Annotated in this window: 19 protein-coding genes and 1 tRNA gene; 12 read left to right on the plus strand and 8 right to left on the minus strand. The window is 58.1% G+C overall.

Annotation, left to right across the window (positions count from 1 at the left end; all coding sequences use genetic code 11):
- From B142_RS0104285 to B142_RS0104300, 4 genes are all read right to left on the minus strand, one after another.
- Window positions 1–1,047, minus strand: a complete 1,047-nt coding sequence (locus B142_RS0104285) for a FecCD family ABC transporter permease (protein ID WP_018120316.1) — start codon at window positions 1,045–1,047, stop codon at window positions 1–3.
- On the minus strand, window positions 1,047–2,219 hold the full coding sequence (locus B142_RS0104290) for a heme/hemin ABC transporter substrate-binding protein (RefSeq protein WP_018120317.1): 1,173 nt from the start codon (window positions 2,217–2,219) through the stop codon (window positions 1,047–1,049). The genes B142_RS0104285 and B142_RS0104290 overlap by 1 nt, the downstream gene beginning before the upstream one ends.
- A 1-nt stretch (window position 2,220) precedes the next feature.
- Window positions 2,221–2,916, minus strand: a complete 696-nt coding sequence (locus B142_RS0104295) for a biliverdin-producing heme oxygenase (RefSeq protein WP_018120318.1) — start codon at window positions 2,914–2,916, stop codon at window positions 2,221–2,223.
- 594 nt (window positions 2,917–3,510) lie between these two features.
- Window positions 3,511–3,595: transfer RNA gene (locus B142_RS0104300), tRNA-Leu, on the minus strand.
- Window positions 3,596–3,890: 295 nt separating this feature from the next.
- Between B142_RS0104300 and B142_RS0104305 the strand changes: the two genes are divergently transcribed.
- The 8 genes from B142_RS0104305 (at window position 3,891) to crgA (ending at window position 13,976) form a co-directional block, all read left to right on the plus strand.
- The gene (locus B142_RS0104305; protein WP_018120319.1) at window positions 3,891–4,802 is read left to right on the plus strand and encodes a DUF3662 and FHA domain-containing protein; all 912 of its coding nucleotides are present in this window, start codon (window positions 3,891–3,893) and stop codon (window positions 4,800–4,802) included.
- 28 nt (window positions 4,803–4,830) lie between these two features.
- The gene (locus tag B142_RS0104310; protein WP_018120320.1) at window positions 4,831–5,298 is read left to right on the plus strand and encodes an FHA domain-containing protein FhaB/FipA; all 468 of its coding nucleotides are present in this window, start codon (window positions 4,831–4,833) and stop codon (window positions 5,296–5,298) included.
- Window positions 5,299–6,747, plus strand: coding sequence for a PP2C family protein-serine/threonine phosphatase (locus B142_RS0104315; RefSeq protein ID WP_018120321.1), 1,449 nt, complete (start codon window positions 5,299–5,301; stop codon window positions 6,745–6,747).
- Entirely contained in the window at window positions 6,748–8,196 is a 1,449-nt protein-coding gene (locus B142_RS0104320) for an FtsW/RodA/SpoVE family cell cycle protein (protein ID WP_018120322.1), read from the plus strand.
- Complete coding sequence (locus B142_RS0104325) at window positions 8,193–9,620, plus strand: penicillin-binding transpeptidase domain-containing protein (RefSeq protein ID WP_018120323.1); 1,428 nt, start codon at window positions 8,193–8,195, stop codon at window positions 9,618–9,620. Before B142_RS0104320 ends, B142_RS0104325 begins: the two co-directional genes overlap by 4 nt.
- Before the next feature lie 3 nt (window positions 9,621–9,623).
- On the plus strand, window positions 9,624–11,492 hold the full coding sequence (locus B142_RS13955; RefSeq protein WP_236588407.1) for a serine/threonine-protein kinase: 1,869 nt from the start codon (window positions 9,624–9,626) through the stop codon (window positions 11,490–11,492).
- Window positions 11,493–11,494: 2 nt separating this feature from the next.
- Complete coding sequence (pknB, locus tag B142_RS0104335) at window positions 11,495–13,558, plus strand: Stk1 family PASTA domain-containing Ser/Thr kinase (protein ID WP_018120324.1); 2,064 nt, start codon at window positions 11,495–11,497, stop codon at window positions 13,556–13,558.
- Window positions 13,559–13,703: 145 nt separating this feature from the next.
- Entirely contained in the window at window positions 13,704–13,976 is a 273-nt protein-coding gene (gene crgA / locus B142_RS0104340) for a cell division protein CrgA (RefSeq protein ID WP_018120325.1), read from the plus strand.
- A gap of 18 nt (window positions 13,977–13,994) precedes the next feature.
- On the opposite strand, the gene B142_RS0104345 is transcribed toward crgA, so the two are convergent.
- From B142_RS0104345 to B142_RS0104355, 3 genes are read right to left on the minus strand one after another with little or no spacing between them, the layout of a single operon-like run.
- Window positions 13,995–14,699 (minus strand): hypothetical protein, encoded by a 705-nt coding sequence (locus tag B142_RS0104345; RefSeq protein ID WP_018120326.1) that lies wholly within the window; start codon window positions 14,697–14,699, stop codon window positions 13,995–13,997.
- 3 nt (window positions 14,700–14,702) lie between these two features.
- On the minus strand, window positions 14,703–15,518 hold the full coding sequence (locus tag B142_RS11890) for an ATP-binding cassette domain-containing protein (protein ID WP_049149829.1): 816 nt from the start codon (window positions 15,516–15,518) through the stop codon (window positions 14,703–14,705).
- A gap of 2 nt (window positions 15,519–15,520) precedes the next feature.
- On the minus strand, window positions 15,521–15,922 hold the full coding sequence (locus B142_RS0104355; RefSeq protein ID WP_018120328.1) for a GntR family transcriptional regulator: 402 nt from the start codon (window positions 15,920–15,922) through the stop codon (window positions 15,521–15,523).
- Between the two features lie 187 nt (window positions 15,923–16,109).
- Between B142_RS0104355 and B142_RS0104360 the strand changes: the two genes are divergently transcribed.
- The 3 genes from B142_RS0104360 (at window position 16,110) to B142_RS0104370 (ending at window position 18,268) form a co-directional block, all read left to right on the plus strand.
- Complete coding sequence (locus B142_RS0104360) at window positions 16,110–16,493, plus strand: hypothetical protein (protein ID WP_018120329.1); 384 nt, start codon at window positions 16,110–16,112, stop codon at window positions 16,491–16,493.
- A gap of 66 nt (window positions 16,494–16,559) precedes the next feature.
- Window positions 16,560–17,084, plus strand: coding sequence for an RNA polymerase sigma factor (locus B142_RS0104365; RefSeq protein ID WP_018120330.1), 525 nt, complete (start codon window positions 16,560–16,562; stop codon window positions 17,082–17,084).
- Window positions 17,084–18,268: a hypothetical protein gene (locus B142_RS0104370; RefSeq protein ID WP_018120331.1), complete on the plus strand. Its 1,185-nt coding sequence runs from the start codon at window positions 17,084–17,086 to the stop codon at window positions 18,266–18,268. The genes B142_RS0104365 and B142_RS0104370 overlap by 1 nt, the downstream gene beginning before the upstream one ends.
- Window positions 18,269–18,829: 561 nt before the next feature.
- On the opposite strand, the gene B142_RS0104375 is transcribed toward B142_RS0104370, so the two are convergent.
- Entirely contained in the window at window positions 18,830–19,360 is a 531-nt protein-coding gene (locus B142_RS0104375) for a peptidylprolyl isomerase (protein ID WP_023018627.1), read from the minus strand.
- A 128-nt stretch (window positions 19,361–19,488) separates the two neighbouring features.
- Between B142_RS0104375 and B142_RS11895 the strand changes: the two genes are divergently transcribed.
- A complete protein-coding gene (locus tag B142_RS11895; protein WP_018120333.1) occupies window positions 19,489–20,583 on the plus strand; it encodes a YihY/virulence factor BrkB family protein in 1,095 nt (364 codons plus the stop codon).
- Window positions 20,584–20,620 lie beyond the last annotated feature (37 nt).

Here is a 20,620-nt window from a genome sequence, read left to right on the forward strand (position 1 = left end):
TTACGCAAGCCCCCTCCGCATCATCGCACGCAGCAAAATGAAAAACGTCGGCCCGCCCACCAACGCGGTGAAAATGCCGATCGGCAGGTCCGCGAAAGCAATGATGCTGCGCGCAGCGGTATCGGCCAGCACAATCAACACCGCACCACCGAGTGCCGAAGCCGGAAGCACAATCCGATTCGACGGACCAGCCACCGTGCGAATGATGTGCGGCACCACCAGCCCAACAAACCCAATCAACCCGGCATAAGCAACCGCACCAGCTGTCAGCAGCGTCGCCAACACCAACGCACAAAACCGCAACCGGGAAACATCAATTCCGATGTGCCCAGCCGCGCGATCTCCCAGCGCGAGCACATCAAGCTTGCCGACGAGCACCAACGCCAAGGCAATACCCGCGGCGGTCAGCACCGCGACGACGGAAAGATGCGCCCACTTGGCCCCGGACAACGAACCCATCTGCCAAAAGACCACCTGCTCACGCGAACTCGTCGGCGCGATAAAAATAAAAAACGAGATCAGCGCCCCGGCCACCGCGTTGACCGCGATGCCCACCAGCACGAGGTTCACCACCCGTATGCGTCCGCCCATTCGGGCTAGCTGGTACACCAACCAGGTGGTCAGCAACCCGGTCACAAACGCGAACGCCGGAACCGTCGTCGCACCAAACCACGTAATGCCCAGCACGATCGCCACGGAAGCACCCACGCCGGCACCGGCGGTCACACCAATCACGGACGGTTCCGCCAGCGGGTTCGCGAACACGGCCTGCATCAGCGCGCCACCCACCCCCAGGGCGGCACCCACCAGCACACCCAGCAACAAGCGCGGCAGGCGAATCTGCCAAATCACGGATTCATCCATCGCCTGCGCACCCAACGGGCCCACCGACAGAATGCGCGGCAGTTCAGCAAGCGGCACCCGGTATTGGCCTATCACCAACGAGGCCAGCATGCCGCCGGCGAGGACAACCGCGAGCACGACAAACAACAGCACCCGGTTACGGTGCCGGGTGCGCAAAACTTGGTGCGTGTGCTGACTATCCATCACGATTCGTCATGATAGAGCGCCTTTGCCGTTGCCAACAGCAACTGCCCTGATTGTGGACCAAAAGCCAACGCCTGCCCGTCGGGAAGCGCAATCACTCGCTGTTTTTGCCCCGCGATGGTGTGTGCCACGCCCGGGCGATCCAGCAAGCCCTCAATATCGCCGATGGAACGCAAACTGCCAGACATCATGATGTAGACCTCCGGGTTTAACTCCGCGAGGGCTTCCGGGCTGGCCGGAGACTGCGAACCAATACCATTCGCCGTGGCCGCATCAATACCGCCGATACCTTCAATCAGATCATCAGTGCCAGAATCGCGGCCCAAGATATAAAACACGCCGCTTTCCCCGCGGGCATACAAAAACGCCATGCGCAGCGGGTCCTTCGGAGCGATCTGCGCAATCGCAGCCTTGGCGTCGTCCAGTTCTTCCTCACTGCGCTGGGCGAGCGCCTCGCCTTCGTCGGCAACACCCAAAACCTCACCCATCCGGCGGATCTGCGCGCCCATGGTTTCCAGACTGCGATCTTCCTCCAGCACAACGGTGGTCACTCCGGCCGCGCGCACCTGGTCAATGACCTCGCTCGGGCCAATCGAGTGATTAATCACCAGCACGCTCGGGTTCAACTCTAGGATCGCCTCGGCATTCAACGCGTGCGCACCATGGGTGACCACCGGCAGGTCAGCCAGAGACTTTTCCTGCGACGCAACGGTGCGCCCGACGAGGTTATCCGCCAAGCCCAGCCCGCGAACAGTTTTGGTAAACGTGCCATAAAAATCAATCGCCAAAATGCGGGAAACATCCTCGACGACGACGTCATAACCATCAGCGTCGGTGACCGACACCGGAAGCTGTGGTGCCGGAGAATTAGTCACCGGGACTACTTCATCGAGGTCCGAGACGATAGTGCCGCCCTGAAAACTGCGCGGGTCGGCCGCATTGCCATTGTCGACGACGTCTTTTGTGAGATTCTGGTGCGCCGAAGGCTCATCCCACGACGCGCATGCCGAAACCCCCAACCCGGCTACCGCACAGGCGGCAACGAAGGCGGGGGCGTGAAGCCAGCGGCGGCGGATACTCTGCGGCCGGCTGTGGGCTGAATTCTGGGAGAGATTCGTGACCAGATTCTGGGAGCTATTCTTGGGGTTATTCTTGGAGTTAATCCAGGCCATACTAGCTTTCTACCGGAGCCTCACCGGGAAACCGAGCCGACAAGGCAGCGAAAAGGTCAAAGTTGCATTGGAAAGCGGCGACGGCCTCGTCGAGAAGCTCTGTGCGCTGGGAGTCTGTCAGCACCAGGGAGTCAAGCATCGAGCGATAGGAATCGCGGTACGGCTTGGGTTTTCCGAGCGCGGAAAAGTCGTAGAAGCTGAGCTCCTGCTCACCCATGCCGTAGTGGCGCTGCAACATGCGCGCGATAACCTGGCCACCAGACACGTCGCCAAGATAACGCACGTAGTGGTGTGCAAGGATACGGACTTCGTTGCCGGGCACGTCCATCTTTTCGATGCGCTCGACATACGCTGCGGTCGCTGGCATGACGCGCACCTGTTCACCCCAGTTACGTCCAGCCATGCTGACCAGGTCAGAATCCAGCGCCATGCGGCGTTCTAGGCGAGGGTCTGCAAAATTGGCACCGATTGGGCTGTCTGCCACGGTACGCACGGCGTGCTCAAGAGCATCGTAGATGAACCACATTTGCGCGTGGTATTCAGCGATGGCGTCTCGTCCGAGCTGGCCTTTCAGCAGCCGGTGCATGAAATCCGAGGTCTCTGCATCCTCGTGGGCCGCAAGGGTGTGTTCGCGCAGCTGCTTGGAGAGTGGCTGCTGCGTGGTGTGCTCAAAGAGCGTGGTAGTCGCGGTAGGCATTGGTGTTTCCCTTCGTCGTCAGACTCTGGCTACGTGGCTACTGTGATCAGCATGATCTGCTGTGAGCATGGTCTACTGTGAACATGATCTGCTGTGATCTGCGTGCCGACGTCTGAGTCTCACCTTATTAAGTTAGCCTTAGCCTAACTGGAATGACGTGGGTAAAACAAGGTTTGCCACACCAAAATCGGAAATTTCGACCGAAAGTATGATTACCGTGACGCCCTCCTTGAACTCAAGGGGATGGCAAGCAAACAAAAGCCCCCCTCGAAGCCCAATTCGGGGTTTGGTTTACAAGTAATCCGCGAATCGGTCGGGGTAAGCCACCGCTAGTTGGTTAATGGTGCATTTTTACAAATAGTGCGCCTTAAACCCACCTTTTTTAGTCCCTATTTGCAAAAATGCACCATCTGCCAACGCAAGGCACCAAAAAGTCGGGTTAAACGCCAAAAAGTCGGCAAAAAGAGGTCGCCCAGGGCTAAACCCAGGCTAAACCCCGGGTTCAACGGCTTAAACCCCTACTCCACTTGCCTGGCAACAGAAAAACCAGACCACTAGATTGCTAGTGCAACCCTGTGACCTGGTAAAATATTGTGCCCGGGGCGGGACTTGAACCCGCACGTCCTATAAGGACACTGGCACCTGAAGCCAGCGCGTCTGCCAATTCCGCCACCCGGGCTGGGTGTCAATAGTGCCAAACACGCAGTGTCTGACTTGGCGACTTAATGAAGATAACACGATTCCCGCACTAATTAGCAAATCAGCAGCTCAATCGCAGTATTTCCCAGGAAGAAATTCCGGAAAAATCCTGCAAAAACCCGCTAACCACACCGGGCTGACTTACGTTTTTTGACCTAGGACACTTTATACTGGGACACACTTGGTTTTCAGCCAGCTTCCATCAATCGCGGATACCCGCAAGGTTGACTGAAAGAAACACCCAGTATTCGGATCCAGAAAGGAGGGCTCGCGCAATGGCATTAATGTCCCGGTTTGCCAAGCTCGACAGCGCCATGCAGCGCGGCCTCGACAACGGCATTGCCCTGATTTTCGGCGGCAAGGTCGTGCCAGCGGAAATTGAAGAGCTTCTCAAACAAGAAGCCCAAGATAATCTTTCCGCGACCGCCCGCGGCTACGTTCCCAACGTGTACGCCGTGGGAGTTTCCTCGAAGGACCTGGAGAATCTTTCCCGAGACAGGCAACTGCCCATCAGCCTGGCGGACCAGCTGGCGCGTTTCTTACGCAATGAGGGCATGGAAACCTTTGGCCCCGTGATCGTGCGCATCGCCGAAGAATCCGGCCTGCGCACCGGTCAGCTACGGGTCTCATCTTTTGCTGATGCGCAGCCGGTAGACCACTCCGGCTTCGACGCCATCATCACCCATGACGATAACGATAATCCCGAAAACGATGGCACTGGTCACCGCACCAGCAGCCAACAGGAGGAATCCCCTGCCATGACTAGCTCCCCGTATTCCGCCGGATCGAACCAACCGGCAGCACAAGACGCCACGACGACGATGTTCCGGAGCGAAGACGTCGACAAGCAAAACCGGGAAAGCCAGAATCGGCAGCCAGAAGAAGAAACCACCCGCGTCTCCCTGATGCTGCAAGATGGTTCTTCGCGCAGCTACTTGGTGGAAGAAGGCTCCAACGTCATCGGACGCAGCAACGACGCCGACCTACGCATCCCAGACACCGGCGTGTCCCGGCAGCACGCGGAGATCACCTGGGACGGCCGCGATGCCATCCTGGTAGACCTGCAGTCGACCAACGGCACAACTGTGAATGACACACCAATCGAAAATTGGCTCCTAGCTGACGGAGACGTCATTACTGTGGGACACTCTCATATTGAAGTCCGTATTACTTACCCTAATTCTTAATCCCGACTCCTAGCGAAGGAAGGCCACCATGGATTCAGTCCTCGTGTTTGGGCTACGCATCGGCCTACTAGTGCTGTTGTGGCTGTTCATTCTGGTGGCGCTTAATGCCATGCGCCGCGACGCCAAGTTCGCTGCGGCGGGCACCGCACCAAAGGCCGCAAGCAACACTGGTTTTGTGGCACCGGCTCCACGTTCCCGCAAGCCAGCCGCCCAAATCACGGTGATTGAAGGGCCTTTGCGTGGCTCGCACATGCAAATTAGTTCGCTAGAGGAGTTCACCGTCGGCCGGGCACCAGATTGTGATTTCGTCGTCGGTGATGATTACGCCTCGTCGCGCCACGCCCGGCTGTTCCGCCGTGGCAGCGAATGGTTCGTCGAGGATTTGGACTCCCGAAACGGCACCTTCGTCTCTGGCGCCCGCATTGACCAGCCAGAACGCATCGCCGTGGGAACTGATATTAAACTGGGGCGTTCACTACTGAGGCTGGTGCCATAGATGTCTCCATCGACAAATTCACTGAAACTGAACTACACCGCGGCTTCGGACCGCGGTCTTGTTCGTACTAACAACGAAGATTCCGCCTTCGCCGGCCGGAATCTTTTGGTGCTTGCCGACGGCATGGGTGGCCACGCCGCCGGGGAAGTTGCCTCCCAGCTGCTGGTCACCACCATGCAGCGCCTGGACCGCGACCCAGGTGACAATGACATGCTTGCCCTGTTGGGCACAGCTGCCGATGATGCCAACGCAGCAATCGCGGATACCGTGCGGCAACGCCCCGAAACCGAGGGCATGGGTACCACCTGTACCGCGCTGATGTTTAACGGCACCACGTTTGGCATGTGCCATGTGGGCGATTCGCGCGGCTACCGCCTTCGCGACGGCAAGCTGGAACAAATCACCATCGACGATACTTATGTGCAGTCCTTGGTGGATTCCGGCAGTTTGAAGCCGGAAGATGTGTCCACGCACCCGCAAAAATCGTTGATCTTGAAGGCCTATACCGGTCGCCCGGTGGATCCGACGTTGCGGATTCTCGACGCCAAGCCTGGCGATCGTTTACTGCTGTGCTCGGACGGATTGTCTGATCCCGTCACCTCCGACACCATCGAAACCACGTTGCGGGAAGGCACCCCGGAACAGGCCGCCACGCGCCTGATTGATCTGGCGCTGCGTTCAGGCGGCCCAGATAACGTCACCGTCGTGGTAGCTGATGTTGTCGCTGGTGATGACGACACTGCCACGTTGCCGGACGCCCCAGTAAGCGCCGGTGCGCTGGCGTTGCCAGAGGCTGAACGCGCCCACCCAGATACCGCCGCAGGCCGGGCGGCCGCATTGAGCCGTCGCCCGCAGGTGGTAGAGCCACAAGCGCAGGACGTGAGCAAGAACGACGCCCACGACGCGGGGAAAAGCAGCGCGGAAGCCAACGGCCCTGGTGCTGACGAATCCGCCGATCATCCCAGTAAACGCGGACGTAATTGGGCGCTAGCCGTCGTGGTGTTAATCCTGCTCGCCGGCGTAGTCGGCGGCGGTTGGTGGGCGTATTCGTCATCACAAAACAAGTACTACATCGCCACCACCGATTCTGATGAGCTGATCATCGAACGCGGCGTAGATTTTTCCCTATTCGGGCAAGACTTGCATGAGCCCTACCAGCGCGTGTGCTTGACCGAAAAAGACGAAGTACGCACCACCGATTTTGGCGAGAAACCCGCCGGCGATTGCCACCCATTTTCGTTGACAGACCTGCCGGGTTCCGTGCGCGGTTCGATCGATCACCTGGATTCCGGCTCTTATTCCGAGGTCACAGACCAGCTGCAGCGGTTATCCGATAAGGCGTTGCCGGTGTGCGTGAACCGCGCCGACAAAGCCGAGCACGCAGGCGCAGATTCTGCCGACGACGGTGGGCTTTCCACCCCGGGCGTGAACTGCAGGGAGGTGTCCTAAATGTCCCGAGTATTCATTCGCTCGACAGAACTAGGCTTGCTCATCGTCGCAGCCATCGCGTTTGCCGCCACTTTGGCCAGCTTTGAGTTGTCTCAGGGCGCGACGCTATCGGTGCAGTTTCTGTATTACGTCGGCGGGTTCGTCGGCGTGTTTGCCGTGGCGCATATCGCGCTGACGATCTGGGCGCCGTACGCCGATCAGGTCATGTTGCCGGTGGTCAGCCTGCTCAACGGGCTGGGTTTGATCATGGTATACCGCATCGACGCGGCAAAAGACTTAGGCCTGGCCAACCGCCAAATCATGTGGTCGGTGGTTGGCGTCGCACTGTTGATCGCGGTGCTGATCATCGTGCGGGATCACAAGGTGCTCACCCGTTATTCCTATCTGCTGGGTGCCCTGGGTTTGGTGTTGTTGGCGCTGCCGCTGGTGTGGCCGACGTCCATCAACGCCGATGCCCGCATCTGGATCCAGATTGGTAGCTTCACGCTGCAGCCGGGTGAATTCTCTAAAATCCTGTTGTTGATGTTTTTCGCCCAATTGCTGGTGCAAAAACGCGCACTGTTTACCGTCGCGGGCTACCGATTTTTCGGTATTTCTTTCCCACGTCTGCGCGACCTCGCCCCGATCTTGCTGGTCTGGGCGATCGCGATTTTGATCATGGCGGTATCCAACGACTTCGGCCCCGTGCTGCTGCTGTTTAGCACCGTGCTGGGCATGCTGTTTATGGCCACCGGTCGCTGGTCCTGGCTGATCATCGGCTTGGGCCTGACCGCCGTCGGTGGCGCTTTTGTGTACTCGCTGTCGGCGAAAATCCAAGATCGCTTTTCCGCTTTCCGGAACCCGCTTGACGACGTCGACGGCACCGGTTTCCAGCTGTCTCAGTCCCTATTCGGCTTGTCCTGGGGCGGCGTCACCGGCACCGGTTTGGGCGAAGGACACCCCGATATCATCCCGGTGGTGTGGACGGACTTCATCCTCGCCGCCATCGGTGAAGAACTCGGCTTGATAGGTCTGGCAGGCGTGTTGATCTTATTCGCGCTGCTGGTATCGCGTGGTTTCCACACCTCGCTGAAAGTCCGCGATTCCTACGGCAAGCTGCTAGCCGCCGGCCTTTCGCTGACGATGGCCATCCAGATCTTCGTCGTCGTCGGCGGCATCACTGCCCTGCTGCCGATGACCGGTCTGACCACCCCGTTTATGTCCGCTGGTGGTTCCTCGCTGATGGCAAACTACGTGTTGCTGGCACTTCTGCTGCGCATTTCGAATGCCGCGCGTCGTCCAGCGGATGAAGCCACCGGAAATGCGGCCAACGCTGGTGGGCCTGCCGCAGCACAGCCGGGCGCAGCTCAGTCGGGCGCAGGCAACGCACCGGGAATGGAACACACCGGTGTCTTCCACATGCAGCAATCCGCACAGTCATCGCACTACTCGCAGGAGGCGAAACGATGAACCGATCTATTCGCCTAGTCGCCGTATTCGCGATCATTTTGACCATCATTTTGCTGATCAATCTGACCGTCGTGCAGGCATTCCAGGAAGACAAATACGCCAACCACCCCGCCAACCAGCGCGGTTTCTACGATTCGCAAACCATCGCGCGTGGACAAATTTCTGCCGGTGGCCAAGTGCTGGCGGAATCGCTGCCGAACGCGGATGAGACGTATACGCGCAACTACCCCACCAACCCACCGGCTTTTAGCACCACGGTTGGTTATCTCTCGGACCTGTTCGGTGCTTCCCATCTGGAACAGTCGCACAACGAAATCCTGAATGGCACGGATCCTTCGCTGTTAAGCACCAATTGGCGCGATGTGATCACCGGTAAGCAACCCAACGGTGCCAACCTGGAATTGACCATCGACCCGAATATGCAGCAGTTCGCGTACCAGCAACTGGCAGAGATGGGCTACCAGGGAGCATCGGTGGCTATCCAGCCGTCGACCGGCGCAATCAAATCCATGGCGTCGACCCCAAGCTTCGACCAAAACGCCCTGGTGGGCGAGGGCGCAGAGGAAGCCTGGGCGGAGCTGACCAGCACCGAGGGTAACCCTCTGCTGAACCATGCCACCCAGGAAACGCTGCCTCCGGGTTCGATCTTCAAGATCATCACCGCCGCCGCTGGTATTGAGGCTGGCTATGGGCCGGAATCCACCCTGACCGGTGCCCCGGCGATCACGCTGCCAAATACCACCACCGAGTTGACCAACTACGCCGGTCAAGCATGCGCCGGTTCAGATGCGGTGAGTTTGCTGACTGCATTCCAGTATTCGTGCAACACTGCCTTCGTCGAAATGGGCATCGACATCGGCACCGACGCGCTGCGCGATACCGCGCACGCATTCGGCATCGGAGAAACCTATGACCTGGGCATTCCGACCTCACCGGGCGCACTCGGCGACCTGCCGGATGAAGCCGCCCTGGGTCAGTCCTCAATCGGACAGCGCGACGTCACCATGTCCGCGCTGCAGGCAGCCGTGATGGCAGCAACCATCGCCAACGACGGTGAACGCATGAAACCGTACGTCGTCGACAAGATCACCAGTTCTAACCTGCGCGATATCAAGACCATAAAGCCGCAGTCGCTCAACCGCGCGATCCCAGAAGAAACCGCAGCAACCATCGAGGAAATGATGCGGGCCTCGGAACAACACACCGCCGGTGCTTCCGCTCCCGATGTGGCGTCCAAGACGGGTACCGCAGAACACGCAGAAGGCTCCGCCCCGCACACCTGGTACGTGGCATACCTGCCGGATGCAGACTTGGCGGTTGCTGTCGTCGTCAAAAACGGTGGCGGCCAAGGCGAAGGTGCTACCGGCGGCTCTGTTGCCGCACCACTGGGCCGGGCTCTGCTCGACTTTGGTAGGGGGCAGTAATTTATGGCTGATGTGAACAACCGCGAAAGCATTCAGGCGCTGGTCGGCGATGAGTATGAGCTGCAGTGGGTGATTGGCCACGGCGGCATGTCCACGGTGTGGCTTGCCGACGATCACGCCAACGACCGCGAAGTAGCCATCAAGATTCTGCGGCCGGAGTTTTCCGATAACAACGAGTTTTTGGATCGCTTCCGCAACGAGGCCGATGCCGCGCGTTCCATCGAGTCGGACAATGTGGTCGCCACCTACGATTATGGTGAGGTCACAGAAGATAATGGCCACACGTTCTGCTTCATCGTCATGGAATACGTCCGCGGCGAATCGTTGGCGGATCTGCTGCAGCGCGAGGGCAACCTGGATGAATCGCTCGCGCTCGACGTGCTGGAACAGGCCGCACATGGTTTGTCCATCATCCACCGCATGGGTTTGGTGCACCGCGATATCAAGCCGGGCAACCTGCTGGTCACGCAAAACGGGCAGGTAAAAATCGCCGATTTCGGTATCGCGAAAGCCGCCGAGGCCGTCCCGCTGACCCGCACCGGCATGGTGGTCGGTACCGCGCAATACGTCTCGCCGGAACAGGCACAAGGCCACTCGGTGACCCCGGCATCGGATGTGTATTCGCTGGGCGTTGTGGGCTACGAAATGCTAGCGGGTAAACGCCCCTTCCACGGTGATTCTTCCGTGTCCGTGGCGCTCGCGCACATTAACCAGGCACCTGAGGCCTTGTCGACGCAGGTCAGCGCCCCGGCGCGCGAATTGATTGGGATTGCGCTGCGCAAGGATGCGCACACACGGTTTGCCGATGGCAATGAATTTGCCGTGGCCGCTTCCAAGGTGCGGTTGGGCCAGCGCCCACCAGCACCGAAATCGGCAGCCTTGGCGACGGTGGCGCAAGAACCAGCACCGTCGGCGTCGACCCAACAGTTAAGCCAGGTGACAAACGCGCGCACGGCCAGCCCGTCGACAGCGCGTCCGCGTACCCCGCAGCCGGTTCCGGCTCCGGCCGCCCACGTTGCGCAGGTGCAGCAACCGGCCGTCGGCCAGCCATACACGGGCACCGGGCAGGCGGTTCCCGTACAGCCGGTGCACCAAAAGAAGAGCTCGGGTGCCGGGGCTGGTTTTGGTTGCGGAATGTTTGTCGCCGTCGTGATCGCTGGTATTGCCGCTATTGCTCTGTGGTTCATGGCAACCTATAGCAATGCCTTGGACGGGATTTTGGATCGCGACCCGCGACCGGCATCGTCGACACCACCTACCGAGACTGATCCGGTGATCGTGACCGAATGGGTGGACCCACCAGCCAACCAGGGTGGTTCCGGCGGTTCTGGTAATTCGGGCGGCTCCGGGCAAGGTTCGGGTGCTGGCCAAGGATCCGGTGGCCAAGGCACCGGTGGCGGGTCTGGTCACGGCCGTGGCAACGGAACCGGCGCTGGTGATGGCACTGGTGGCGGCGCAGGCACCGGCGGCGGCAACGCGCCGCAGGGACCGAATCAACAACCGGGCCAGCAAGGCGGCCAGGGTGGCCAGGGCGGTTACGGTGGTCAAGGCGGCCAGGGTGGTCAAGGTGGCGGCAATGCCGGTAACGAATCCGGTGGTAATGCGGGCACCGGTGGCGGCCAAGATACCTCCGATGCCACCTCGGGCGTGGGCCAGCGTGGCGGGCAATCCGGCCACGGTGCAAACCAGGGTGCAAACCACGGTACGAACCGAGGTACAAACCAGGGCACAAACCGCGGCGCTAGCCAGGGTGCAAACCAGGGTGCAGGCAACGGCGCCGGATACGGTCAGGCTGGGCAGGGTAACGCCGGAAATGGCCAGCAATCTGGTGGATCCCGCCCACAGGGCGCGGCTGAGCAGGAGACGGAATAACAATGAATTACAGCTTGGCGCAGCGCTATGAATTAGGCGAGATCATCGGCAGCGGCGGCATGTCCGACGTGTACGCGGCGCAAGATACCTTGTTGGGCCGTGATGTAGCGGTGAAGATGCTGCGTTCCGAAATGGCGCGGGATATGAACTTCCGTGAGCGCTTCCGTCGCGAAGCCCGTAACTCGTCGAAGTTGAACCACCCGAATATCGTGGCGGTCTACGACACCGGCGAAGAAACCATCGACGGTATCGGCATTCCGTACATTGTCATGGAGCGTATTCACGGGTCTACGCTGCGGGATTTGTTGCGTAACGACGGGCCGATGAGCCCGCACGAGGCCGCCGAGATCCTGCAGCCGGTGTGTTCTGCTCTGCAGGCCAGCCACGATGCCGGGATTATCCACCGTGATATCAAACCGGCGAATATTATGCTCACCAACACCGGAATGGTGAAGGTGATGGACTTCGGCATCGCCCGCGCGTTGGATGATTCCACCTCGGCGATGACGCAGACTTCTGCCGTGATTGGTACCGCGCAGTACCTGTCGCCGGAGCAAGCCCGCGGCAAGAATGCGGACGCACGTTCTGATGTGTATGCGCTGGGTTGTGTCCTCTACGAGACCATTACTGGCAATACTCCTTTCCAGGGCGAAACCCCGTTTGCCGTGGCGTATCAGCACGTGCAAGAAGACGTCACCCCGCCGTCGGAACGCATGGCAGATGTGGATCTGTCGCCGACCTCATTGCTGAATGTCGATGCCGTGGTCATGACGTCCATGGCGAAACACCCGGGGGATCGCTACCAATCCGCGGCCGAGATGGGCCAGGATCTCGAGCTATTGTCTCGTGGTTCCGTGACTCAGGCGGCCCGCGCGCATGTGGCACCGTCGCAGGAGCAATTCCCCACCCAAACCGTGGGTTATCCAGAAACTCGTGCTGCACAACCGCAGCAGGCGTACCCAGAAACCGCGATGTCCGGTGCGGCAGGCCCAGCTAGTGCAGCTGGCATGGCCGCCGGTGCAGCGGGAGCGTTACCGGCCAATGCCCCGGGCGCGCACGCGGCACCCCCAACGGCGACAACGGCGAAACCATCAAGCCATGTCCGCTGGTTAGTCACGTTTATTGTGATTGCGCTGCTGGTGATTGGCGCTGGCTATGCCTGGAGTGTGCTCAACGACCGGGACTCGCGCAGGCAGTCGGATAACGTCGCGCAATCAGAAACCGTGTCATTGCCGAATATCATTGGCCTGGAACGCAACGAGGCCATCGCGAAGCTGGAAGAGGTTGGCCTGCGCCCAGAAATCGTCGACGCGCCCGATCCAGAGATTCCAGAACACCACGTCGTGCGCACCAATCCGAGTGTTGGTTCGCAATTGCAGCGCAACACCACGGTAACCGTGACGGTGTCGACGGGTAAGGAAGATACCCAGGTTCCACGTTTGGTGAACATGACCCCACAAGAGGCCTCGGCTGCGCTTGCCGACGCCGGGTTGGAACTGGAACCGGATGTTGACGAGGAGTTTTCAGACTCCGTGGAGCAGGGCCGGATTACCCGCCACGAACCAGCCGCTGGCGCAAGCTTGCCGAAGGGTTCCAAGGTGCGGGTGACGATCTCGCGGGGCCCAGAAATCGTGGATGTGCGCGTGCCTAGCCTGACCGGTATGAATTGGAATCAGGCACGAGAAACCCTGGAATCGTTGGGCTTTGTGCCGAAGCCACAGTTCGTCGATTCTTTGGAACCAGCCGACCGCGTACTCAGCGTGGATGGTGCGGGAACTAAGCGTCCGGAAGGTTCGGATGTGCGGGTAGAAGTTTCCAATGGCGCGCTGATGCACATGCCGGATATCACGCATAAAAACCACGGACAGGCGCTATCTGCGCTGCGTGATGCTGGTTGGGAAGGCAGCGAATCGAAGCTGATCACTGGGGAACCGGTTGATACAGCAGTGGTGACCGATCAAGGCTTGGTTTCGGTCACGGACCCGGCGCCAGGCGATACGATCCGCAAGGACCAAGAGATCCGGGTGCGCTATTACGAGTTCAACCTGCGCGCCCTGGTTCGATAAGCGAGCACGGCCAATTCCGTAACCGAGCACAGCCAACAGCGTAGAGTCAACGGCGTCGTCGTCCTGCTGATCAGGTGGCGGCGCTGTTACACTAAACAGCATTAAACTATCCCTAACCCAACGACGATTTTGATGAAGGTGCATCATGCCTAAGGCAAAGGTCTCACAGTCTAGTAACCAGTTTTCCGGCCAGTCGTCCAGCGCCAGCCGCACCCCGGTCAAGATCAACACCGGCGGCACCCCAAAGTGGTACAAGGGCCTGATGTTTTTCTTCATCCTGGCTGGGCTGCTGTACCTCGTGATCAACTACCTGGCTGGCCCGTCGATTCCGTTCATGCGGGATTTGCAGGCCTGGAACTACGGCATTGGCTTCGGCCTGTTCATCGTTGGTTTGTTGATGACGATGGGTTGGCGCTAAAAGCTGGCATAGTTGGAGCTAGCGACCATAGCGTCTGGCGATAGCTTCACCACGCAACTCGGTGCGATATTGATGAACGCCAAATGCAGTCACTCCGATGACTACTAAAGTCAATGTGAGATAGAAGATGACCATTGCGGGTGATGCGCTGTTCAATGCTAGGTTCGCCAGTTCCGCTAGGTAAAGAAATGCCAACATCAGCGCAGCCGCGGCTCCTCCGGCAAGACAAACTTTTGCTGTCGCACCCACCTTCGACGCCACTCCAAGGGCAAGCCCCAACCCTCCAGCTGCGCTAAAAATGCTGGCGAAAGTGGCAAACAACCCGACAACTAGTGGCAATTTATCCGCTGCCGACATAGCGGGAATTCCGCCATCTTCTAGCACGGTGAAAAACGAGGTCACCCCGGAAAAATACAGGTAAGAACTTCCAAGTGGCCCGAAAATCGTCACCGCTATAACCGCCAGACTGAAAATACTAGCTATCGCCACCACCGCTAACAGAGCAGAAGACCACCACCGACGGGCAGTAACATTATATTTCAACGCTGGGATGCTCGATCGGGCGCTGACTGTAAAAATTGCTGTGAGACTGAAGAACGTTGCGAACAACAACAGGTGACCATCAATGTGGCGTAATCTTCCTAACACCATAACCACGAGGGTGAGAAGCAAGCTTCCGTAAGCAAAAGGCGCGGTGGGAGCAAAAAATAATGGTGATCTCATGTTTTATCCCTTCAGTAGGAGATTGTTCTGCTTCGGATTCTTCGTTTCTGTATTCACAGGCCAGCTGTCCCCTTGTTCTGAATAACGCGAGGTTTCAGCTACTACGGCATCGAGCAGTTCGATATTGTTGAGGTAATTCACCTCGATAGCGAGCTGGTGTGCGCGACGACGAGCAGAGTCGCTGAGAGGCTGCGCGAGAACTACCTCCCTATAACCAGCTAATGAACTCTGTCGGACCATCGGCATTTCTCGGGTCAATTCTGCTATGGCATCATTCGGACCACGCAATACGGGATGATTGTCACGAAGCTCATCAATACTGATCGCATCGCTTGCATGATAATCGCGCAGAGTGATGATCTCAGATGCGATCGTCGCTAGATCTGATGCGTGATGCGAACTGATAAGGATTTCTTCGGGAGCATCAGTGCTCGAAACAAGCGTTATGAGTGCGGTATGCAATTTCTGACGCTGCGATGAATCCAAGCCATTGAATGGCTCATCCAAAAAGATATATGGCTCTCTCGCTGCCAATGCAGTAGCTGTCACGAGTAGTTGGCGCTGGCCAATGCTTAAATCCCGAATCCGTGTCGCAAGTGGGAAATCCAATAAAGATTCCACCGCTTCCGCATCCAGTCTCTGCCATCCGCGCTGTACTACGCGAAGATGGTCTTGAGCTGTGCGTCCGAAAAGCTCGGTTTCCATGAGAGAAAGCGATAGTGCAACGGATGAGGAATTCGCTGCACGGCGGCGCAAAAATGTTGTTTTCCCGGCACCGTTGGCTCCAATGATGCCAATTATTCGCGTCGACGTATCCATAGTCATACTCCTTTCATTTCTGCCGCTGTTCGCGGTCTAGTGCTTTCGGTCTCTTTCATATCTGCGATGACTTCGTCGACGGTGAGCCCAAGAAGCTGTGCTTCTTCTAGAAGCGGGGCAACAAAATTGTCATGGAATTGGCGCTGCCGCTGTTCACGAATTCGCTCACGCGCCCCTTCAGTGACGAACATTCCAACCCCACGCTTCTTTTCCACTAAGCCCTCAGTATTGAGTAACGTCAGCGCTTTTGCTGAGGTGGTGGGGTTCACGGAATGGTGTATGGACAATTCATTCGTCGATGGTGCGCGCTCACCCTCTTTGAGATTGCCCAGCAAAATCATATGTTTGAGCTCATCAACGATCTGTTGGAATAAGGGTCTCGGATCCGTTTGCGAGATAGCCACTGCGCAGCACCTCCTTTCTGGTCACTAACTTTCTTAGTTAATAGGTTTACCACTTAACCCATAAACCCACAAGGATGCGGTGACACCGGCCCAAGAAAACTTTTTTCTCTCCGCGTGTAATAACTCCGGGTGTAGCGACACAAACAAGACGTAAGCACTTTCCGCCCGTGAGTTAAGGAGAAACAACATGAAAACTCGTGGCACTGCTATCACCGCCGGAATCATCGGAGCCGTAGCTATTGCCGGTGGCGGCATCGCACTGGCAACCTCCGCGCAGGAGCCATTCAGCGAAAATGCTTTTGAGGTCACCGGCCAGAACGAAAACTTGGATGTCACCGTCGACGGCGTCGTACAGCCGGGCGAAGAGCTTCTGATCGCAGCCACCTGCCCAGGCCAGGACGTACGCGCCGATCTGGACACCAGCTTCGGCGAGTCCACCACCATGTCTCCGGGTGCAGACGTCGGCAAGCTGATCGGCTATGTCACCCTGCCGGCTGATTTCACTGACGAAGGCGCCACCGCCACCATCACCTGCTCATCGGGCGTGACTGATACCGTTACTATCAACTAAGCAACGGACCTAACGGTAACCCCTGCATTAGTACCCGCAAAGCACCCCGCGCAGTAGGAATTATTTGTGACCAGCGATTCCAGGTCGCCGCACGATCAGGCGGCCTTCACCACGATCTACCGGGAACACTACCCACAGATTTTGGCTTACCTTCGTCGGCGCGTCGCGGCTGCGGCCGCAGAGGAATACTGCGCGGATGTATTCGGGCGCGCATGGGCGAATTTTTCTTCGTTGCACAACCCGCAGCGCCCCTTGCCGTGGCTGTATGGCATCGCCGGCAATGTGGTCAAGGAATATTACCGCGGAAAATCCTCCCGCCAGGATCACGTGGAAGAAGAAGCAGAGCTTGACCAGATTGCTGCCGACGACTTCAGCCAAGTCGCGGATTTGTCGCTTGATATCAACCGCGCATTGAACACACTGCCGTTTGCGGATCGCGACATCATCGCCCTGCACGCGTGGGAGCAGTTGAGCATTCCGGATATCGCTGCCAGTTTAGGCATCACCGAAAATAATGCCCGCGTGAAACTGCACCGTGCACGCACCAGACTCAAAGAAGCGTTGGAACCAGAAAATTTAGGTCAGCCATAATGACACACTTTGATGACGAGCTCACCCGGCAACTTGCCGACGCCAACCCGGTACGCAACCCCGAGCTGACCGAGCTGGAACGACGCCGCAGCGAAAAACACCTGCAGGCGATTCTGGGCGACGCCCACGCCGGTCGTGGGGCGCGCGCTGGCTCTGGCGCTGGTGCTGGAGCTGGCCGGGGCCACCGCGGCCGCTGGTTACTGGGTGCTGCCGCTGCCGTCAGCGCGATCGCGCTGGGTACCGGCCTGTTGCCGAGCCTGTTCAATGGCCACGAAACGACGGCCACGGCAGAAGAAATCTTGCACACCGCTGGAGAATCCTCCCTGCACGCCGCCGATGCCACGGATATTGCCGTCACCGCGCAGGAATACCTGGAGCGCACCGACCGCTTGGGCGAGGAGTTCGTGTCTACCGCGTACGAAGTCTCCGCCGATGGGCAGGTGCGTACCACCACGACGCAGAGCAATAATGCACCCGTCGAATTACAAAACGTAGACCGGGGCTTAGCCGTGGATCCAGTGCACCTGCAGGCCACCGGCGCGGATGTTGGCAGCCTGCGGGCGCTGGCAGATTCTGTGGATGATTCCACCGCACGTGGTGTGCTGAAGCTGCTGTTGCACCCGGCGTTGTCGAGCGAACAACAAAAAGCGTTGTATGAGCTGATGGCCTCGCTCGACGGAAATGACTTGGCTGGTGTGGAACAATCTGCGACCGACGGCGACGATGAAATCGTGACCGTGATCCGTGACGTGGATCAGCTGAGTTTTTCGGTTATTCCCGCAACCGGTCAGTTAGTACGCGTCCACGGTTTGGTGGGGCCAGAGATCACTACCGACGTTGCTGCCACCGCGATTGTGGATTGTGTCCACGTCACCGGCTTGGAAGGCCCGGAGATGATTTCCACTGCATGTGCCGATAACAACTACTACGTGGAAGATCTCGAGTGGGAGAACTGGGGCGCTGATACGGCTACTGCCACCGGCACCGCGTGGATCAATGATTGCGATCCGCTGTGCGCCGATGGCGAATTCGAGACGTTCCCGGTTCGGCTGACGCTGGATAAGCGCGAAGAATGTGGTTATAACGCCCGAATTTACTCCCGGATGGTGCTGGATTACCCAGAAAACCCGGAGCGCAACGAGGAATTTTCTATCGGCTGCGCCGAGCCAGGCGAGTCGGCGTAGCCCCAGTCCATCGACAACAACGCAACGCCCCCGCTCTTTCTCGGCGTATCATCCAGGATTCTCATAATCCCCATGGTGTCCACAATGTGTGAATTGTTGTGGATAACTATGGGGATTTTTCTGTTGAATAACCACAAGTTGGCGACAAAGTTATCCACAAGCTGTGGACTAATTTGTGAACAACGTGAATTGTGGACAAACTACAGACCATCATTTCACCGCCTGTGAACAAAGCTGCGGAACAAAATCTGGGAATCTGTGCCTCTAGCTGCCTAAATAACATTCAAGTGAAACTTGAGGTTCTAAATTACAACAATGGTTTTCCACATTATCCACAAGAGCTGTGGATAACTTCCCGGGTTCTGTCCACAATACATTTCGGTGGATAACCCCGTGAATTAGCGGTGAATAAGTGATCAATAGGCAGTCAATACTGTCCATAAGCCCCAATATCGTGCCAAAGCGAGGTACACACCGCACAGAAAACCCGGAGCCGACACACTGTGTGTGCCAACTCCGGGTTACGAAGTACAAGCAGTAAAAGCTAGAACTTATGCGAGCTTATGCTTCCTCGGAAATCTCCACGGACTCGATGACGACGTCGTCATGCGGACGATCCATGCGGTCAGTGGAAACCTTAGCGATCTTGTCGACGACCTTCTGCGAATCCTTATCAGTGACCTCACCAAAGATGGTGTGCGCACCGGTCAGGTGTGGGGTCTTGCCAACGGTGATGAAAAACTGCGAACCGTTGGTGCCTGGGCCGGCATTCGCCATGGCCAACAGGTATGGGCGGTCGAAGGAAAGCTCCGGGTGGAACTCATCGCGGAACTGGTAGCCCGGGCCACCACGGCCGGTGCCGGTAGGGTCGCCGCCCTGGATCATGAAACCGTCGATGATGCGGTGGAAGATCGCGCCGTCGTAGAACGGGCCTTCCTGGCCACCCTGTGCATTCTGGGTGGAGTATTCCTGGGTTCCCTTGGCCAGACCGACGAAGTTCTCGACGGTTACTGGTGCGTGATTGCCGAACAGCTCAATCACGATATCGCCATGATTAGTGTGCAAAGTTGCCTTGGCAGTGGATTTACTCATGCCCACCACTATAGACGACACCACGCTCCCGCTCATTTCCTTTCTCGCCCCGCTGCCACCACTCACAGTGGCTTTTCAGTACACTACGGTGGTCCCCTAAGCCCCGAGATCGTTAGGACGCTACCACCATGGCCGGCGCCCACCGCGCAGAACCCGTCACTCCCCCGCCACGGCCACAACTGACCCGTGTCGGCTGGTGGTACACGATCCGCCGCATCGTGGTGCAATCACTCCGGCTACAAATCCCGGACATGGGCGCAGGGCTCACCTATTTCACGCTGCTGGCACTAGCCCCAACGCTGCTAGTGTTTTATGGCATCGGTGTGCTCATCATGGCGAATAACCGCGAGCTGCTAGAAAACCTGCTGTGGGATTTCCTGGGCGGAATTTTGCCGGTCAACCAAACCGAAACCGTGCTCAACACCGTCGATACGGTTTTATCCAGCACGTCGACAAACCTGCTCGGCCTGCTCGCCGGTGTCGTCTTAGCCGCGATCTCCTCCTCCGCCTACGTACGCGCCTTCGCCAGGTTTTCTACCCGCGTGTACGGCGATATCGACGGCCGTCCACTCCTGCACGTCTGGTCATCCATGGCGTTATTATCCGTAGCCATGATTTTGGGCGTGTGCCTGATCTTCTTGGCACTCGTCGTCAATGTCACCGTCGTGGAAACACTGATCCAGCCCATCGCGGGGCCACTGGGCATCTATGAAGAAATTGAATTTCTCACCACCGCCATCCTGCCCATCTGGGCGTGGGTGCGCTGGCCAGTCATCGTGATCATGGCCGCAGGACTTATTTCCGTGCTGTATTACTATGCACCAAACGTGCGCCCATACCGGTCCAAGTGGCGGATCTTCACGCTTGGGGCATTCGTCGCGCTGGTACTGATCTTCCTCACCGGCGGCGGCTTATACGTGTATTTCGTGTACCTATCGTCGTTGAATTCTTATGGTGCGCTGGGCTCAATCGTGACGTTTTTCTTTGGCTGCTGGATCGCCAATACCAGCCTGGTCTTCGGCGTCGTCATCGATGCTGAGGTCGAACGCACCCGCCAATTGCGCGAAGGCATCCTGGACAATGACCCGACTGGCACCACTCGACTGGCGGAACAAGCACCACACTTAGAGCACCGTTCGACAAAACAGCAAGAAAAAATGGAGCGCATCCTCGGCTCGCTGGAAAATGATGCCCAGCAGCTCAAGGACGCGCCCCAGAATTAAAGTCCGGTAAAGCCAGACTTAGGCGCTAGCGCCTAGT

Origin of the sequence: Corynebacterium propinquum DSM 44285, assembly GCF_000375525.1 — a bacterium.
GTDB lineage: Bacteria > Actinomycetota > Actinomycetes > Mycobacteriales > Mycobacteriaceae > Corynebacterium > Corynebacterium propinquum.

Bases quoted from the DNA above. Each gene is read 5' to 3' on its own strand.
- B142_RS0104375 (WP_023018627.1), bottom strand. From the start codon at position 19,360: ATGAGTAAATCCACTGCCAAGGCAACTTTGCACACTAATCATGGCGAT.
- B142_RS0104325 (WP_018120323.1), top strand. From the start codon at position 8,193: ATGAACCGATCTATTCGCCTAGTCGCCGTATTCGCGATCATTTTGACC.
- B142_RS0104360 (WP_018120329.1), top strand. From the start codon at position 16,110: ATGAAAACTCGTGGCACTGCTATCACCGCCGGAATCATCGGAGCCGTA.
- B142_RS0104320 (WP_018120322.1), top strand. From the start codon at position 6,748: ATGTCCCGAGTATTCATTCGCTCGACAGAACTAGGCTTGCTCATCGTC.
- B142_RS0104370 (WP_018120331.1), top strand. From the start codon at position 17,084: ATGACACACTTTGATGACGAGCTCACCCGGCAACTTGCCGACGCCAAC.
- crgA (WP_018120325.1), top strand. From the start codon at position 13,704: ATGCCTAAGGCAAAGGTCTCACAGTCTAGTAACCAGTTTTCCGGCCAG.
- pknB (WP_018120324.1), top strand. From the start codon at position 11,495: ATGAATTACAGCTTGGCGCAGCGCTATGAATTAGGCGAGATCATCGGC.
- B142_RS0104285 (WP_018120316.1), bottom strand. From the start codon at position 1,047: ATGGATAGTCAGCACACGCACCAAGTTTTGCGCACCCGGCACCGTAAC.
- B142_RS0104310 (WP_018120320.1), top strand. From the start codon at position 4,831: ATGGATTCAGTCCTCGTGTTTGGGCTACGCATCGGCCTACTAGTGCTG.
- B142_RS11895 (WP_018120333.1), top strand. From the start codon at position 19,489: ATGGCCGGCGCCCACCGCGCAGAACCCGTCACTCCCCCGCCACGGCCA.
- B142_RS0104295 (WP_018120318.1), bottom strand. From the start codon at position 2,916: ATGCCTACCGCGACTACCACGCTCTTTGAGCACACCACGCAGCAGCCA.
- B142_RS0104345 (WP_018120326.1), bottom strand. From the start codon at position 14,699: ATGAGATCACCATTATTTTTTGCTCCCACCGCGCCTTTTGCTTACGGA.
- B142_RS0104290 (WP_018120317.1), bottom strand. From the start codon at position 2,219: ATGGCCTGGATTAACTCCAAGAATAACCCCAAGAATAGCTCCCAGAAT.
- B142_RS11890 (WP_049149829.1), bottom strand. From the start codon at position 15,518: ATGGATACGTCGACGCGAATAATTGGCATCATTGGAGCCAACGGTGCC.
- B142_RS0104305 (WP_018120319.1), top strand. From the start codon at position 3,891: ATGGCATTAATGTCCCGGTTTGCCAAGCTCGACAGCGCCATGCAGCGC.
- B142_RS13955 (WP_236588407.1), top strand. From the start codon at position 9,624: ATGGCTGATGTGAACAACCGCGAAAGCATTCAGGCGCTGGTCGGCGAT.
- B142_RS0104315 (WP_018120321.1), top strand. From the start codon at position 5,299: ATGTCTCCATCGACAAATTCACTGAAACTGAACTACACCGCGGCTTCG.